The sequence below is a fragment of the Klebsiella sp. GW_Kp182 genome (assembly GCF_040062275.1).
Lineage (GTDB): Bacteria > Pseudomonadota > Gammaproteobacteria > Enterobacterales > Enterobacteriaceae > Klebsiella > Klebsiella michiganensis.
This window is the reverse complement of the sequence record NZ_JBEAFQ010000007.1, coordinates 34,856-50,423: the sequence shown is the minus strand read 5'-3', so window position 1 is coordinate 50,423 and position 15,568 is coordinate 34,856. Positions and strand designations below refer to the sequence as shown.

General features: G+C 57.5%; 13 protein-coding genes and 1 pseudogene. 3 read left to right on the top strand and 11 right to left on the bottom strand.

The genetic code is table 11. From position 1 onward, the window contains the following. The first annotated feature begins 4 nt into the window (after positions 1 to 4). Positions 5 to 1,096 carry an alkylhydroperoxidase domain protein gene (locus ABLU88_RS08700; RefSeq protein ID WP_148849961.1) on the top strand — a complete coding sequence of 364 codons (1,092 nt, stop codon included), beginning with the start codon at positions 5 to 7 and terminating at the stop codon, positions 1,094 to 1,096. Positions 1,097 to 1,112: 16 nt separating this feature from the next. Here ABLU88_RS08700 and araJ read toward each other — a convergent pair whose 3' ends face one another. From araJ to fdnG, 4 genes are all read right to left on the bottom strand, one after another. Beyond that, positions 1,113 to 2,264 carry an MFS transporter AraJ gene (gene araJ / locus ABLU88_RS08695; protein WP_348836324.1) on the bottom strand — a complete coding sequence of 384 codons (1,152 nt, stop codon included), beginning with the start codon at positions 2,262 to 2,264 and terminating at the stop codon, positions 1,113 to 1,115. A gap of 344 nt (positions 2,265 to 2,608) precedes the next feature. Beyond that, on the bottom strand, positions 2,609 to 3,265 hold the full coding sequence (gene fdnI / locus ABLU88_RS08690; RefSeq protein WP_004120645.1) for a formate dehydrogenase-N subunit gamma: 657 nt from the start codon (positions 3,263 to 3,265) through the stop codon (positions 2,609 to 2,611). After that, a complete protein-coding gene (gene fdxH, locus ABLU88_RS08685; protein ID WP_014838425.1) occupies positions 3,258 to 4,142 on the bottom strand; it encodes a formate dehydrogenase subunit beta in 885 nt (294 codons plus the stop codon). The genes fdnI and fdxH overlap by 8 nt, the downstream gene beginning before the upstream one ends. An 11-nt stretch (positions 4,143 to 4,153) precedes the next feature. Continuing rightward, positions 4,154 to 7,201 (bottom strand): formate dehydrogenase-N subunit alpha, encoded by a 3,048-nt coding sequence (gene fdnG, locus ABLU88_RS08680; RefSeq protein WP_348836322.1) that lies wholly within the window; start codon positions 7,199 to 7,201, stop codon positions 4,154 to 4,156. 226 nt (positions 7,202 to 7,427) lie between these two features. Between fdnG and yddG the strand changes: the two genes are divergently transcribed. Beyond that, entirely contained in the window at positions 7,428 to 8,306 is an 879-nt protein-coding gene (yddG, locus tag ABLU88_RS08675; RefSeq protein ID WP_004850709.1) for an aromatic amino acid DMT transporter YddG, read from the top strand. Here the strand turns inward: yddG and benD are convergent. The 7 genes from benD to ABLU88_RS08640 form a co-directional block, all read right to left on the bottom strand. Then, positions 8,303 to 9,082, bottom strand: coding sequence for a benzoate diol dehydrogenase BenD (benD, locus tag ABLU88_RS08670; RefSeq protein ID WP_047723862.1), 780 nt, complete (start codon positions 9,080 to 9,082; stop codon positions 8,303 to 8,305). The two genes, yddG and benD, sit on opposite strands and share 4 nt — an antisense overlap. Before the next feature lie 9 nt (positions 9,083 to 9,091). Then, a complete protein-coding gene (benC, locus tag ABLU88_RS08665) occupies positions 9,092 to 10,108 on the bottom strand; it encodes a benzoate 1,2-dioxygenase electron transfer component BenC (RefSeq protein ID WP_025108251.1) in 1,017 nt (338 codons plus the stop codon). A 9-nt stretch (positions 10,109 to 10,117) separates the two neighbouring features. Next, on the bottom strand, positions 10,118 to 10,603 hold the full coding sequence (locus tag ABLU88_RS08660) for an aromatic-ring-hydroxylating dioxygenase subunit beta (RefSeq protein ID WP_025108250.1): 486 nt from the start codon (positions 10,601 to 10,603) through the stop codon (positions 10,118 to 10,120). Next, a complete protein-coding gene (locus ABLU88_RS08655) occupies positions 10,603 to 11,985 on the bottom strand; it encodes a Rieske 2Fe-2S domain-containing protein (RefSeq protein ID WP_046878380.1) in 1,383 nt (460 codons plus the stop codon). Before ABLU88_RS08655 ends, ABLU88_RS08660 begins: the two co-directional genes overlap by 1 nt. A gap of 105 nt (positions 11,986 to 12,090) precedes the next feature. Beyond that, complete coding sequence (gene catA, locus ABLU88_RS08650; RefSeq protein WP_046878381.1) at positions 12,091 to 13,017, bottom strand: catechol 1,2-dioxygenase; 927 nt, start codon at positions 13,015 to 13,017, stop codon at positions 12,091 to 12,093. Positions 13,018 to 13,087: 70 nt separating this feature from the next. Further along, positions 13,088 to 13,378: a muconolactone Delta-isomerase gene (catC, locus tag ABLU88_RS08645; protein ID WP_348836319.1), complete on the bottom strand. Its 291-nt coding sequence runs from the start codon at positions 13,376 to 13,378 to the stop codon at positions 13,088 to 13,090. A 12-nt stretch (positions 13,379 to 13,390) separates the two neighbouring features. Continuing rightward, positions 13,391 to 14,557, bottom strand: a complete 1,167-nt coding sequence (locus ABLU88_RS08640) for a muconate cycloisomerase family protein (protein WP_254539484.1) — start codon at positions 14,555 to 14,557, stop codon at positions 13,391 to 13,393. Positions 14,558 to 14,729: 172 nt separating this feature from the next. Between ABLU88_RS08640 and ABLU88_RS08635 the strand changes: the two are divergent. Continuing rightward, positions 14,730 to 15,567, top strand: a pseudogene (locus ABLU88_RS08635) (IclR family transcriptional regulator C-terminal domain-containing protein). The last annotated feature ends 1 nt before the right edge of the window (position 15,568 follow it).

Genomic DNA, 15,568 nt, shown 5'->3' with positions numbered 1-15,568 from the left:
CACCATGACGCTCAGTCAGGATATATTGGCCGAACTGGCAGAAATTGCCCCCGATTCCGCCTTAGCGGCGGCGCGAGCCGTGCGCGAGGCGGCCACCCGCCATGCTCAGGGAAGTTATGAAACGCTGTTTGGTCAGCAGGATAACGACTTTCCGCTCGACGAGCGTTTTGCCGTGGCCGCGAGGGTGGCGAAGCTGCATGAGAGCGATGCGCTGGCCGCCCACTACGCCGGCTTTGGCATTGCCGACCCCACATCGCCGCGGCTGGCGCCGGCGCTGGCCTTTGCCCGGCTGTTGACCTTTACGCCCGTGGAGGCCACGCCGTCGGCGCTTGAGGCCTTAATCCGCGCCGGATGGAGCCTGCGCGGCATCGTCACCCTCGCCCAGCTTATCGCTTTTGTCAGCTTCCAGAGCCGGCTGGTCGTCGGGCTGCGCCTGCTTAACGGCAAAAATATCCACGTCGCACAAACCCCGACGGTGGCGGGATTCTGGCATACCTCGCCGCAAACCATCAGCGGTAAGAAGGCGCCGGTGCACTTCACCCGCGATGAACTGCACTGGGAGCCCTGGCTGGCGGCTAAACCGCTGGCGGAATTTACCCCCGACGAGCAGGCGCTGCTGGCGAAATTCGGCCACAGCGATTCGCCCTACTTCCGCCTGCTGGCGCGCAACCTGCCGGTGCTGGAGCAGCGTACGTTAACCGACAAAGGGATCTTTTATACTCCCGGCGGCCTGCCGCGCGCTGAGCGCGAGCTGGCGGCAACGGTGGCGAGCAAAATCAACGGCTGTATTTATTGCGCCTCGGTGCATGCGCGCAAAGCGGCACAGCTGGCTAAAGATGAAACGGCGATAGAGACGCTGCTGGCGGTGACGCCGGGAGAGCAGTTAAGCGACGGGCAGACGCCGGGATGGCAGGCGCAGATCGATTTCGCCGCCGCGATTTCCGTTACCCCTCCCTCCCTGTCCGTTGACCACCTTGCCGCCGTCGAGCAACAGGGGCTGGATACCCTCGCCCGGCTGGATTTACTGCAATCGGCGGCTTTCTTTGCCTGGGCCAACCGGTTAATGCTGACCCTCGGCGAGCCGTGGCAGGAATAGCTGCCAGCGGGCTTAATCAGGCCAGACGCCGCTGATGGTGGGCATAAATCAGCAGCGAACTGAGCGCAAGAAACGAAAGCAGCGCGGCCGGTAAGGCAACGAAACGCCAGCCAGGACCGGCCGTAATCATCATCCCGCCGAATAGCGCCCCAATGGCGCTGCCGAGATTAAAGGCGATCTGGCCACCCGCCGCGCCCAGCATCTCGCCGCCCTTCGCATTTTGCAGCAGCAGAATTTGCAGCGGTGCCGACAGGGCAAACAGGGCCGCGCAGCAAATAAACGCGAGGGTTAATGCGGCGGCTTTATTCTCACCCACGAGGAACAGAAGTAATAAAGTCACGACAATCACGCCATTCGTCACGGCGGCAATACGTAACGGGCTATAACGGACGGAGACTTTACCGCTGAATAAATTCCCCAGAACCATCCCCAGCCCCGCCAGCAGCATAATGGCTATGATGGCGCTCTCACCAAAACCGGAGACGTTAATCATAAACGGCTTAATATAGCTAAACCACGCGAATACGCCGGCATTGCCGAACATCGTCGCGGCAAAAATTAACCACGGTGCGGGCGATGTTAAAAAATGAAACTGCGAGCGCAGGCGCGTCGTCGGTTTATCAAACAGCGTGGGCACCCACCAGGCGATAGCGACCAGTACGGCGATGTCAAACACCGCAATCGCCAGAAAGGTATAGCGCCAGCTAAACTGATGGCCAAGCCAGGTTCCGGCGGGAACCCCCAGCAAATTTGCGACCGTCATTCCGGCAATCATTCCCGCCACCGCGGCGGTGACCTTCCCCGGCGGCGCAATTTTCGACAGAACGATCGCCCCCACGCCAAAGAAGGCGCCGTGCGGGAAACCGGAGATCAGGCGCCCCAGCGCCAGCATCGAATAGCTGGAAGATAACGTAAAGATGGCATTGCCGATAACGCACAGCGCCACAAGGAACAGCATCACCGCTTTTAACGAAAAACGGCTGGAGAACAGCGCCATCACCGGCGCGCCGATGACGACGCCAAGCGCATACCAGGAGATCATATTGCCCGCGGCGGGAATAGATATTCCGACGTCACGGGCAATTTCAGGTAATACGCCCATGATGCCAAATTCCGCCATTCCGAGACCAAAAGTGCCAAGCGCTAACGAAAAAATAGTCTTTTTCATACAACTAATCACTTGTTATAAAACATACCGTCGGCATTATTGTGCATTATTAAACGGCAGACCAGATAAAAACGCCGGGTGGCATATTTATCCATAAAACGGCGTGATTATTTCATAGGCTCACTGGCAGATTGATTATTCAGTTCCTGAGGTAAATATTGAATTTTAAACGTTTATGCTTTGTTCGCCGATGATGACAAACCTTAATAATAAGCCGATCAAGCGCGAAGATTTTATCTGTAACTTAAAAAGCGCCAGAGGCGAAGTTATTTCCGCCATTGACGCCCTTGTTACCAATAGCCGATCCGCTCCGGCTTCAGCCAGAGCGGGTTGCTCAGTTACGCTTACTTCAGCCCTTCACAGCTCTCTTTCTTCGCTTCCTGACGCTCCACCTCGCGATACCAGCGCGGATGATGCTTCTTCGCCCAGCGGCGACTCACCTTCCCTTCGATCATGCCTTTAATCGATCCCTTCACCCAAAACGCCATATACATGTGGATCAGAATCGCATGAATAAGAATAATCGCCGAGGTCGCGTGAATCAGCAGGCTATAGCGAATAACCTGAATCGGGAAATAGTGGGCAAACCAGGGCCGCCAGATAATCACGCCGGTCACCAGCAGCACAAAAATCATGCTCATGATGGTCCAGAACATCATTTTCTGCCCCGCGTTATATTTCCCTACCCGCGCCACTTTATGCTCGTTGCCTTTCAGTACCTCAATAATGCCCTTTAGCCAGGGGATATCCTGCTTGTCGGGAATATTGTGATGGACAAAACGCACAAACATAAACATCAGAGCCACGAAAATCAGTACCCCGAAGAACGGATGCAGAATTCGCCCCATCTGCGGCGTACCGAAGGTTTCGGTCAGCCACTGCAGCGTCGGGAAGAAAAACGAGATCCCCGATAGCGCCACCAGGAAAAAGCAGATGACCACCGTCCAGTGACAGGCGCGGTCAATAAACTTCGTGCGCACAATCATTTTCGATTTACTCATCATGCTCCTCCTCATCGTCATCCGCTTCTTTATTCGGCCCAATCCCGATGTAGTGATAAATCAGCCCGGCAAAGGTGGCGATAAACCCGACCGCCGAGAGCGGCTTCAGCGCGCCTTTCCACAGGTTGATCGACGTATCGATCTGCGGCTCTTTCGGCAGGTTGTGGTACAGCTCCGGCTGGTCCGCATGATGCAGCACGTACATCACGTGGGTGCCGCCGACGCCCGGCGGGTTATACACCCCGGCATGGGGATAGCCGCGTTTCTTCAGCTTTTCCACGCGCTCGTTGGCCACTTCCAGCATCTCTTTCTTGCTGCCGAAGTGAATCGCGCCGGTTGGGCAGGTTTTCACGCAGGCCGGTTCCTGGCCGACGCTGACCCGGTCAACGCACAGGGTGCACTTATAGACCCGGTTATCCTCTTTATTGAGGCGCGGGACGTTAAAGGGGCACCCGGCGATGCAGTAGCCGCAGCCGATGCAGTTCTCCTGCTGAAAGTCGACGATGCCGTTAGCGTACTGAATAATCGCCCCGGCGGACGGGCACGCCTTCAGGCAGCCCGGGTCCTCGCAGTGCATGCAGCCGTCTTTGCGTATCAGCCACTCCAGCTTGCCGTTCTGTTCGGTTTCGCTAAAGCGCATTACCGTCCAGGATTTGGCGCTCAGATCGGCGGGGTTGTCGTACACCCCGACGCAGTGCCCAACCTCATCGCGGATATCGTTCCACTCGGAACAGGCCACCTGGCAGGCTTTACAGCCTACGCAGGAGGAGACATCGATCAGCTTCGCCACTTCCGCCTTAAAATCCCGCGCGCGCGGCGCGGGCGTGATCGGGTTGGTGGCGGAGCGTTTGATAATGTCCTGGGTTTCCATCGCCATGCATTCGCTCCTTACGCTTTCTCGATGTTGACCAGAAACGCCTTGTACTCCGGCGTTTGCGAGTTGGAATCCCCGACGTTTGGCGTCAGGGTATTGGCGATGTAACCTTTGCGGGCTACCCCTTCAAAACCCCAGTGCAGCGGGATCCCGACGGTTTCAACCTGCTGGCCGTTAACGTTGAGCGTTTGCAGACGACGCGTCACCACCGCTACCGCGCGAATAAAGCCGCGCTTGCTGCTGACCGTCACCCGATCGCCGTTGGCAATCCCCTTCGCTTTCGCCAGACCTTCGCTGATTTCGACAAACTGTTCCGGCTGCGCAATCGCATTGAGCCGCGCATGCTTGGTCCAGGTATGAAAATGCTCGGTCAGGCGATAGGTGGTGCCGACGTACGGGAATTTATCCTTCTTACCTAAACGAAGGGCATCCTCTTCATACAGGCGCACCACCGGGCTGGAGACCACGTTCGGGTGCAGCGGGTTGGTGCCAAGCGGCGTTTCCATCGGCTCGTAGTGTTCCGGGAACGGACCTTCCGCCAGCTTATTCAGGGCAAACAGGCGTCCCAGTCCTTCCGGCTGCATAATAAACGGCCCGGTTTTGCTGCCCGGCGGCGCGGTATTGAAGTCCGGAATATCGTTGCCAACCCACTTGCTGCCGTTCCACTGGATCAGCATCCGCTTCGCATCCCACGGCTTGCCGTTAATATCCGACGACGCGCGGTTGTACAGCACACGCCGGTTGAGCGGCCACGCCCATGCCCAGCCGAGCGTGTTGCCAAGGCCTGACGGATCGGCGTTATCGCGGTTGGCCATCTGGTTGCCCTGCTCGGTCCAGCTGCCGGTATAGATCCAGCAGGACGACGCGGTGGTACCGTCATCGCGCAGCAGCGCGAAGCTGTTCAACAGCTGGCCCTTCTTCGCCAGCGGCGCGCCGTTAGCGTCGAAGAGATCCGCCAGCGCGTAGCCGTTGTTCTCTTTCGCGACCTCTTCTGATTCCGGACGATCCGGCTGCTTGTAGTGCCATCCCATCTTCAGCAGCGGCTCGACGCCTTTGCCGCCCTCGGTGCGATACAGCTCGCGCAGACGGTGGTAAATGCCGGCCAGAATTTCGCCGTCGTTGCGCGCTTCGCCCGGCGCGTCCTGGCCTTTCCAGTGCCACTGCAGCCAGCGCCCGGAGTTGGCGATTGAACCATCCTCTTCGGCGAAGCAGGTGGACGGCAGGCGGAACACTTCGGTCTGAATCGCCGCCGGGTCAACATCGTTCGACTCGCCGTGGTTTTGCCAGAAGGTCGACGTTTCGGTCACCAGCGGGTCGATAACCACCATGTACTTCAGCTTGCTCAGGCTGCGGACCACCTTGTTTTTGTCCGGAAATGAAGCCACCGGATTGAAGCCCTGGCAGATATAGCCCGTGACGTTGCCGTTATCCATCATATTGAAATATTTGATGACGTCGTAAGCCTGGTCCCATTTCGGCAGCCAGTGGAAGCCCCAGTCGTTCTCTTTTTGCGCCGCGACGCCGTAGAACGATTTCATCAGGCTGACGAAGAACTTCGGATAGTTGCTCCAGTAGTTCACCTGTTCGGCCAGCGTCGCCTTCGGCGTATTGGCGGCGAGATAGCTTTGCAGATCCGTCTGCTGTTCCGACGGCAGCGTCAGGTAGCCCGGCAGGCTGGTTGAGAGCAGGCCTAAATCGGTTAGCCCCTGAATATTGGAGTGCCCGCGCAGCGCGTTGACGCCGCCGCCCGCCATCCCCATATTGCCGAGCAGCAGCTGAATCATCGCCATGGTACGGATGTTCTGCGCCCCGACGGTATGCTGCGTCCAGCCCAGCGCGTAAAGGAAGGTGGTGGTTCGGTCCGCCGCGCTGGTTGACGCCAGCACTTCGCACACTTTGAGGAAGTCCGCCTTTGGCGTACCGCAGATATTCTCCACCACCTCCGGCGTATAGCGCGAAACGTGCTGCTTCAGCAGGTTCCAGACGCAGCGCGGATGCTGCAGCGTCTCGTCGCGCATGGCGTAGCCGTTTTCGTCGAACTGATAGTTCCACGACGATTTATCGTACTGACGCTTTTCGGCATCGTAGCCGCTGAACAGGCCATCTTCGAAGGCAAAATCGTCGCGCACCAGCAGGTTGGCGTTGGTGTAGTGTTTAACGTACTCGGCATTGATTTTGTTATTTTCGATCAGGTACAGCAGCACGCCGGACAGGAAGGTAATGTCCGTGCCGGAGCGAATAGGCGCATAGATATCGGCCACCGACGCCGTGCGCGTAAAGCGCGGGTCGACGACAATCAGCGTCGCATCGTTGTTGTTTTTCGCCTCCATCGCCCAGCGGAATCCCACCGGATGGGCTTCGGCGGCGTTACCGCCCATCACCACCACGACGTTAGCGTTTTTGATATCAACCCAGTGGTTGGTCATCGCACCGCGACCAAATGTTGGAGCAAGACTTGCTACCGTTGGTCCGTGTCAGACGCGCGCCTGGTTGTCTACCGCCAGCATGCCGAGGGAGCGCACAAATTTTTGCGTCAGCATGCCGGTTTCATTACTGGCCGCAGAGGCACATAACATCCCGGTGGACAGCCAGCGGTTAACCGTCACGCCCTGTTCGTTCTTTTCAATAAAATTGGCGTCGCGGTCGGCTTTCATCAGTTTGGCGATGCGGGTAAACGCGTCATCCCAGGAGATGCGCTGCCATGTATCCGAACCCGGCGCGCGGTACTGCGGATAGCGCAGGCGGTTATCGCTATGAACATAGTCAAGCAGCCCCGCGCCTTTCGGGCACAGCGCGCCGCGGCTCACCGGATGATCCGGGTCACCTTCAATGTGGTAAATCGCTTCTTTCGCGTTTTTCGCGCCGTCGCCCAGGCTATACATTAATAGCCCGCAGCCCACGGAGCAGTATGTGCAGGTGTTGCGGATCTCTTTGGCGCGCAGCAATTTGTAATTACGCGCCTGAGCCAGGGCCATTTTGGGCGCAAAACCCAATGCAGCGGCTGTTGTTCCGGCCATACCGCCTGCGCAGATTTTAAAAAACTTTCTGCGGCTGACGTCCATTGTTCCCCTCCATGCGGGATGTTTATTCATTGCGGGAGTGGAAATTAACAGCAATAACCCTGTTTTATTTGCGTCAAATCAATGTCCTGAACCCATGACCCCTTAATAGTCAGCCGCGTTGAATTTCGTTACTCCATTAGGATTAAGCGCGGTGGAAAATATCCCCCGGAAGCGAAAAAAAAGTGTTATAAAACCCGACTGCGTTTGAACCAACATCAGGTTAAATATGGAGAAGAAGAGAGCCACGCTCATTGGATTGGCCGCTATCGTCTTGTGGAGCACCATGGTCGGGCTGATTCGTGGCGTAAGCGAAGGGCTTGGTCCGGTGGGCGGCGCGGCGATGATCTACAGCCTGAGCGGCCTTTTGCTGATCTTTACCGTCGGCTTCCCGCAAATACGTCAGATCCCTCGCCCCTATTTACTGGCAGGGAGCCTGCTGTTCGTCAGCTATGAAATTTGCCTGGCGCTGTCGGTCGGATTAGCCGGTAGCCGCCAGCAGGCTATTGAAGTGGGCATGGTTAATTATCTGTGGCCCAGCCTGACGATTTTATTCGCCATTCTGTTTAACGGCCAAAAAAGCAGCTGGTTGGTTATTCCGGGATTATTTCTCGCTTTATTCGGCGTCACCTGGGTATTAGGCGGTGAGCATGGTCTGAATGTAGATGAAATTACCCGCAACGTGGTTTCCAGCCCGCTGAGCTATATTCTGGCGTTCATCGGCGCGTTTATCTGGGCGGCCTACTGCACGGTCACCGCTAAATACGCGAAGGGCAAAAACGGGATTACCCTTTTTGTTCTGCTTACCGCCCTGACCCTGTGGCTAAAGTTCCTGTTCAGCGAACAGCCGCCCATGGTCTTTAGCTGGCCGGTGATAGCCAAACTGATCGCGCTGTCCGTTGCCCTGGGATTAGGCTACGCGGCGTGGAACGTCGGGATCCTGCACGGCAACGTCAGCCTGCTGGCCGCCGCCTCCTACTTTACGCCGGTGCTCTCCTCGGCGCTGGCGGCGGCACTGCTCAGCGCCGCGCTGTCGTGGTCGTTCTGGCAGGGCGCCGGAATGGTGTGCGCCGGCTCCCTGCTTTGCTGGCAGGCGACCCGGCGCTAACCGAGATCGCCGCCGGCGACCGGCAGCGTCACGCCGGTGATATAGCTGGCCTCATCGCTGGCGAGAAACAGGATGGCATTGGCCTGCTCCGCCAGCGTACCGTAGCGATGCATCAGGCTGCTGGCCACCGTCTGATCGACCACCTGCTGATACCACGCCTGCTCCTGCGCCGACGGCAGCTCCTCATTCCGCGGCGTCCGGCGCGCTGGCGCCTCGGTGCCCCCCGGCGCCACGGCGTTAATGCGGATCCCGTTTGCGCTATATTCAAGGGCTAGCGAACGGGTCAGCGCATTAACGCCGCCTTTCGCTGCGGAATAAGGCACCCGATTCACGCCCGCCGTCGCCACCGACGAAATATTAACGATACTGCCTTTGCCCTGCTTCAGCATCCACGGTAGCGCAGCCCGACAGCCCCACAGGGTCGGAAACAGCGAGCGGCGAATCTCCTTCTCTATTTGCTCCGGCTGATATTCCGCGAACGGCCGCGCCCAGATGGTGCCGCCGACGTTGTTAATCAATACATCCAGGTGGCCAAAATGGGCCACGCCGTCGGCAAAAGCCCGCTCGGTGCTTTCCCATTGTTCAAGATCGGCTTCCAGCGCCAGCGCCAGCGCCTGGCTACCGGCGTCGTTCAGCGCCGCCGCCAGTTCATGAACATAGCGAGAGCGGTCAATCAACAGCAGTCGCGCGCCCTCACGCGCCGCTTGCTCTGCGGTCTGTCGGCCAATCCCCTGCGCGGCGCCGGTAATAGCCACGACTTTATGGTTAAATCGCATCGTTGCTCCTTATGCCGCCGCGCTCTGGCTGGCGATAAATTTTTCATACCAGAACCCCGACGGCGAAATTCCTCTCTCGCGCAGCGCCGTGGCTACCGCATTGACCATCGGCGGGGGCCCGCACAGATAGATATCCACATCCCCGTCGTTGAGTATTGCGTCATTAAGATGTTCGGTAACAAAACCGCGCTGCGGGCATTGGCTTTGCGCATCAGCAACCACCGGCAGCCAGCGATACGCGGGAAGCTGACCGGTAAATGCCTCAAGCTCGTCAGTTTTCACCAGATCGCAGTCGCGGGTCACGCCATAGAGCAAGGTGATGGGTCGGGTGCTGCGCTGGCTGGCCAGCGTTTGCAGCATTGATAGCAGCGGCGCTAAGCCGGTGCCCCCCGCCAGCAGTAGCAGCGGACGCTCGCCGCCGCGCAGGTAAAAGCTGCCCATCGGGCCGCTTAGCGTCAGACGATCGCCGGGAATGGCCCGCTGCGTCAGCCACTGGCTCATCAATCCGCCGGGCACGTTACGGATCAGGAAGCGACCCTCACGCCCACCAGGCAGGGAGCTAAACGAATAGGCGCGAACCTGCGGCGTTCCGGGAACCTGAATATTGATGTACTGACCCGCCAGGAAGTCCAGCGGTTCATCCAGCACGATCGCCAGCTCAATGGCGGTGTCAGACAGGAGATTGACCGCTTTCACCGTCGCGCCCACGCTCGCCAGCGCGGTCTTGCAGCGGGCTGCCGCCGCCGGTACATCAATGACGCAATCGCTGGTTGGCACCATCTGGCAGGTCAGCACCTGGCGCTCTGCGGCTTCCTCTTCGCTGAGCGCCTCTTCAAGAAACTCATTGCCCAGGCCATATTCGCCGCTGACGCAGCGGCACTTGCAGGTGCCGCAAACGCCGTCCGAACAATCCATCGGCAGATTGACCTGCTGACGATAGGCGGCATCGAGAACTTTCTCCCCGGCGTTACACTGAATAAAGCGGGTGATGCCGTCTTCAAAATTGAGAGCAATATTAAAGGTCATAAGTGCCTCTTAAATATGGTAAACGTCAATCACCTGACGGATGTAATCGTTATTCAGGCGCACGGTTTTACGGATGATTTGCGGTTTGCCGGAGTCCTCACTCAGCGTGCAGCAGGTCGAACCAAACCAGGTATCCGTCTGCTGATACCGGTGACAGTAGGTGACCCAGCTGTAGCGTACTTCCATGCCCTGTTCGGTTTCGCCAAGCAGTTCAACGTTGCCGATCATATGGGTGGTGCGCGGTTCCGGGGTGCTGGCCCCTGAGCGCTCGGTTTTGATGCGGTAAACCCGGTCTTCGAGGCCGTCGCGGCTCGGGTAATAGATCAGCGAAATTTCACGCTGAGGATCGCGGGTGAGCTTGTCGTCATCCCCCCAGGCGGGCATCCAGTACACCACCTGTGGACTGTAGCAGTTCAGCCACTCATCCCACAGGCGGTCGTCAAGCAGGCGGGCTTCGTAATAGAGAAACTGGCGAACCTGTTCGAGAGTGAGCATCAGACCACCTCCACGCGTTGTGTGATCGACTGCTCGTAACGCCGCTGCTCTGCTTCCAGCGCCGCCAGCATCACGTTTTGCCAGTGATGATGGTGGGCGATATACAAAGCTTCGTCTTCCGATTTCACGCCGCTCAGCAGCGGCCGCAAGCCGGCCTGCCGGGCGTGTTCGTCCGGACCATCGACCCAATGTAGCGCCCCGCGGCTGAGGTCGCTCCATGCGAGATTTTCCCCGAGATAGCCGCGCTGGCAGGCGCTGAACTCTTCCAGATCGTCAGGCGTTCCCATGCCGCTGACGTTAAAAAAGTCCTCATACTGGCGAATACGCAGCGCCCGCGCCTGGTCAGATTCGCCCTTCGGCGCAAAGCACCAGATGGTGACTTCGGTTTTATCCACCGCGATGGGGCGTATCACGCGGATCTGCGTCGAAAACTGATCCATCAGGTAGACGTTTGGATAGAGGCACAGGTTGCGCGTTTCGTTGACCATCTGCCCGGCGCGAGACTCGCCGAATTCCGCCTGCAGCCGTTCACGATGTTCGTAGACCGGCCGCACTTCCGGGTTCAGCACCCGGGTCCACAGCAGCATATGCCCATTATCAAAGCCGTAACCGCCGCCGACGCTTTTCGACCAGCCGTTTGCGTCTACCGCGTGCGTCCCTTCTGCTTCGTAGTTGCGGCGCGACATGGTGGAAGCGTAGTTCCAGTGGACCACGCTAACGTGATAGCCGTCAGCACCGTTTTCCGCCCCTAGCTTCCAGTTGCCTTCGTATACATAGCTCGACGATCCGTTAAGCACCTCCAGCCCTTCCGGCGCCTGGTCCACGATCAGGTCGATAATTTTGCAGGTTTCGCCCAGGTACGCCTCCAGCGGCTGCACATCGGCATTCAGGCTGCCGAACAGGAAGCCGCGATAGGATTGAAACCTCGGCAGCTTCTTTAAGTCGTGGGAGCCTTCATGCTTGAAAGTCTCCGGGTAACCGCCGGTACTTTCATCTTTGGCTTTTAAAAGCTTGCCGTTATTACTGAACGTCCAGCCGTGAAACGGACAGGTAAATGAACTTTTATTACCGGTTTTGCGACGACATAGCATCGCCCCGCGATGGGCGCAGCTGTTAATTAGCGCATGTAGTTCGTTCTTTTTATCGCGCGTTATTATTACCGGCTGGCGCCCAAGGGTCAGGGTGTAATAATCTCCAGGCTGCGCAATCTGGCTTTCATGAGCAAGGAACAGCCAATTCCCTTCAAAAATATGCTTCATTTCAAAATCAAATAGCTGCGGATCGGTAAATATTGAGCGATGGCAGCGATAAATATGTTTTTCACGATCAACAATTAATGCATTGTTGATTTTATCTTTTAATGTGGTGAACATTTTTTGCATGAGTCGGCCCTCCTGCATAATTCAGGAATAGAAAAACGGTGAAGTCGCAATTTCGCTTTATTCTCCGACCACGGCCTGGCCGGAGAAGAGAATTAACGCCGCGCGTTACTCCTGCGCACGCAGGCGCGTACCGCGGTGTTCTTCATCGGCGTTAAGCGCTTTACACAGAGTAAAATCAAAGCGCACTTCGGTATGTTCACCTTCCAGCTCACGCCGCTGAATAAGCTCGCGGTCGCTGACTTTTACCGGATCGGCAATCAGGCCGTCGCGGGTAGCGAACGCGAAATCATCCCACAGGTATTTGTCGCCGTTGAGATTGATTTGGCTGGTCAAATGTTTATGACCCGGCGCGGAAACGAAGAAGTGGATATGCGCCGGACGATTACCGTGACGCCCCAGCTGGTCAAGGAGTTTTTGCGTTGGCCCATCCGGCGGGCAGCCGTAGCCGGATGGCAGAATGCTGCGCACGCTATAGCAGCCATCGGCGCCGGTACGAATGCGGCGACGCAGATTATATTCACTCTGGCTTTGATCGAAGAAAGAGTAGTTCCCGAGGGTATTGGCATGCCAGATATCAACGATAGCGTTAGCTACCGGGTGGCCCTGGGTGTCGCGAACCTGGCCATAAAGCCACATCACCTCCCCCGCATCTTTACCATCATCCATGCGGGTATGTCCGTCTGCCAGCGGCGCATTCGCCACGTACAGCGGGCCTTCAATGGTACGAGGGGTGCCGGTTTCCCGCTGCGCTGCGGCATCAATCGCGTCCTGGCGCAGGTCGAGGAAGTGTTCAAGGCCGAGGCCCGCCGCCAGCAGTGCCGCTTCCTGGCGGCCGCCTAATTCATGCAGATAATTCACCGCATGCCAGAACTCTTCTTCAGTGACGTTATAGTCATCAATCAGCGTGCAGAGGTTTTCCAGCAGACGATGAACAATCATTTTAAAACGCTCGTCACCACCGGTTGCATTTAAACCCGCACTTTCACGCAATAAATGTTGCACAGCATCTTGTTGTACGAATGCATTACTCATAATATTTCTCACTTATCGTTGTAGGATATTCGCCGAATAGTTTCGGCGCGAGGTTAGTTATTATTTTTTATTAACGGTCGTCTTCGCGAATCGAGGAGGGATGATGACAGAGCGCCTCCACGCGAATTTGCATAAAGGGATATAATGGTAGAGCCATTAAAATTTGATGCAGCTCTTCAGCATCTTTCACATCGAAAATACTGACATTGGCGTAAAGGCCGGCGACGCGCCAGATATGTCGCCATTTACCTTCGCGCTGAAGTTGTTGTGAATACTTTTTTTCTCGCTGCTTAATTTCCTCAATTTCGTCGGCAGGAAATCCCAGCGGAATATTCACGGTCATATCGACTTTAAATAGCATAAAAATCCTCCATTATCCTTTGCGGCTATAGAAGCGCAGTTTGTCTTCATCCAGTTCAGCGCCAAGACCCGGCGCTTGCGGTAGCGTCACCTCGCCTTCGGCGAACGTTAGCGGCACGCTGACAATATCGTCCTTCAGCAATAGCGGGCCAAACATCTCGCTGCCCCACTGTAGGGGTAGCGTCGACCAGGCGTGCAGCGAGGCCAGTGTGCCAACGGTCCCCTCAAGCATCGTGCCGCCGTAAAGCCCAATTCCCGCCGCTTGCGCCACCTTCGCCAGCGCCAGCACGCTGTTTGGCCCGCCCGCTTTGGCAATCTTCAGCGCATAGGCCCCGCTGAATCCCTGCTGCGCCAGGCGATAGCCTTCGTAATGGGTCGCTACCGCTTCATCGGCCAGAATAGCCGCGTCGATGTGATGGCTGAGGCGCACCAGCGCAGCGTTGTCCTGAGCGCTGACCGGCTGTTCAATCAGATCGACACCCATCGCCGCCAGCTCGCGGCAGCCCTTTGCCGCGACGGTGGCTTCCCACGCCTGATTCACGTCGACGCGGATGCTGGCCCGATCGCCCAGGGCTTCAACAATCGCGCGGGTGTGGCGCAGATCCGTCGCCAGTTCGCGCGCGCCGATTTTTAGCTTAAACACGCGATGGCGACGCTCCGCCAGCAGCCTTTCCCCCTCGGCAATATCTTTCTCGGTATCGCCGCTCGCCAGCGTCCAGAGAACCGGCAGCGAGGTCGTCAGCGCGCCGCCAAGCAGCGCGGAAACCGGCAGGCCAAGCGCCTTACCCTGCGCATCCAGCAACGCGGTTTCGATCGCTGATTTGGCAAAGGTATTGCCTTTAACCGCGCCGTTTATCCGCGCGGTCAGGACATTCAGATTATCGGCCGCCTGGCCCTTGAGCAGCGGCGTCAGGTAATGATTAATCGCCGACACGATAGCTTCCGGGCTCTCCACGCCGTAGCTCAATCCACCGATGGTAGTGGCTTCGCCAATACCGCAAATCCCGTCCGAACGGGTTATGCGGACGATCGCCAGCGTCTGACAGCCCATCGTGGTCATGGAGAGTTTGTGCGGTCGAATGGTCGGGATATCTACCAGCCAGCTTTCAATACGTTCAATGGTCGCGGTCATCTTTTTTTCCTGGTGATGAAATACATAACTTTTCATACCCCTGTTCATAACGCGGGGTAACGATTCTGTTGACAATAGGTCTGCCCAATCGTGACGGTCAACGGCGATAATCGAAATGTTGTGCGATTATCGACGCGGTTGTTAAATTGGGGTTAATAATGTGATCGACGTGGTAAAACCAGAACAAGGAATCGCCGCATTTTTCACCCGCGATATAGTGATGCCCCATGAACTTTTATCTTCAATAAAAGAGGGGTTGTATGAGCGAAAAAAAACCAGGTACTCTCAGCGCCCGCCAGTCTGAACACGACCCTAACTTTATGCTGTCCCTGGCGCGCGGGCTGGAAGTCCTTAACGCGTTTACCCCGCAGCGGCAGCGCCTGACCATCTCCCAGCTTAGCCAGAAAACGCAGATCTCCCGCGCGGCTGTGCGCCGCTGCCTCTATACCCTCGCCGCGCTGGGTATGGTGCATAGCCCGGATGGCCGCAGCTATGAGCTGCTCCCCCGCGTGCTGGCGGTGGGCCACGCCTACCTGGCCGGAACGCCGCTGGCGAAAGTCGCGCAGAGCGCCCTGGATAATCTGGGCAAAAACCTCGGAGAATCCTGCTCCGCCGCCACGCTGGACGGCGATAACGTCCTGTATATTGCCAGAGCGGCGGTGAATAACCTGCTCAGCGTGGATATCGGCCGCGGCAGCCGTCTGCCTGCGTGGGCCACGTCGATGGGACGCGTGCTGCTTAGCGCGTTGCCGGAAGAACAGCTTGAAGTGACACTGTCACGAGCCAATCTGATCCGCTATACCCCGTATACGCTATGCGATATGCCGGGTTTACGGCAGGAAATCACCAGAGTGCGCATGCAGGGCTACGCGCTCGCTGACCGGCAAATTGAGGTGGGATTATGTTCGCTGGCGGTACCGCTGCTCTCCCGCAGCGGCCAGGTGGTGGCGGCGCTTAACGTTGGCGTTCCGGCAGGCTATACCAACGCCGCCGCGCTGAAAGAGAAAGCCCTCGCCCCGCTACGGCGGGCGGCGATGGCGCTTTCTCTTCAGCTGTAAG

Coding starts and splice junctions, on each gene's coding strand:
- catC (WP_348836319.1), bottom strand. CDS start 13,378: ATGCTATTTAAAGTCGATATGACCGTGAATATTCCGCTGGGATTTCCT.
- benD (WP_047723862.1), bottom strand. CDS start 9,082: ATGCGATTTAACCATAAAGTCGTGGCTATTACCGGCGCCGCGCAGGGG.
- benC (WP_025108251.1), bottom strand. CDS start 10,108: ATGACCTTTAATATTGCTCTCAATTTTGAAGACGGCATCACCCGCTTT.
- araJ (WP_348836324.1), bottom strand. CDS start 2,264: ATGAAAAAGACTATTTTTTCGTTAGCGCTTGGCACTTTTGGTCTCGGA.
- fdnI (WP_004120645.1), bottom strand. CDS start 3,265: ATGAGTAAATCGAAAATGATTGTGCGCACGAAGTTTATTGACCGCGCC.
- catA (WP_046878381.1), bottom strand. CDS start 13,017: ATGAGTAATGCATTCGTACAACAAGATGCTGTGCAACATTTATTGCGT.
- ABLU88_RS08660 (WP_025108250.1), bottom strand. CDS start 10,603: ATGCTCACTCTCGAACAGGTTCGCCAGTTTCTCTATTACGAAGCCCGC.
- yddG (WP_004850709.1), top strand. CDS start 7,428: ATGGAGAAGAAGAGAGCCACGCTCATTGGATTGGCCGCTATCGTCTTG.
- fdxH (WP_014838425.1), bottom strand. CDS start 4,142: ATGGCGATGGAAACCCAGGACATTATCAAACGCTCCGCCACCAACCCG.
- ABLU88_RS08700 (WP_148849961.1), top strand. CDS start 5: ATGACGCTCAGTCAGGATATATTGGCCGAACTGGCAGAAATTGCCCCC.
- ABLU88_RS08640 (WP_254539484.1), bottom strand. CDS start 14,557: ATGAACAGGGGTATGAAAAGTTATGTATTTCATCACCAGGAAAAAAAG.
- ABLU88_RS08655 (WP_046878380.1), bottom strand. CDS start 11,985: ATGCAAAAAATGTTCACCACATTAAAAGATAAAATCAACAATGCATTA.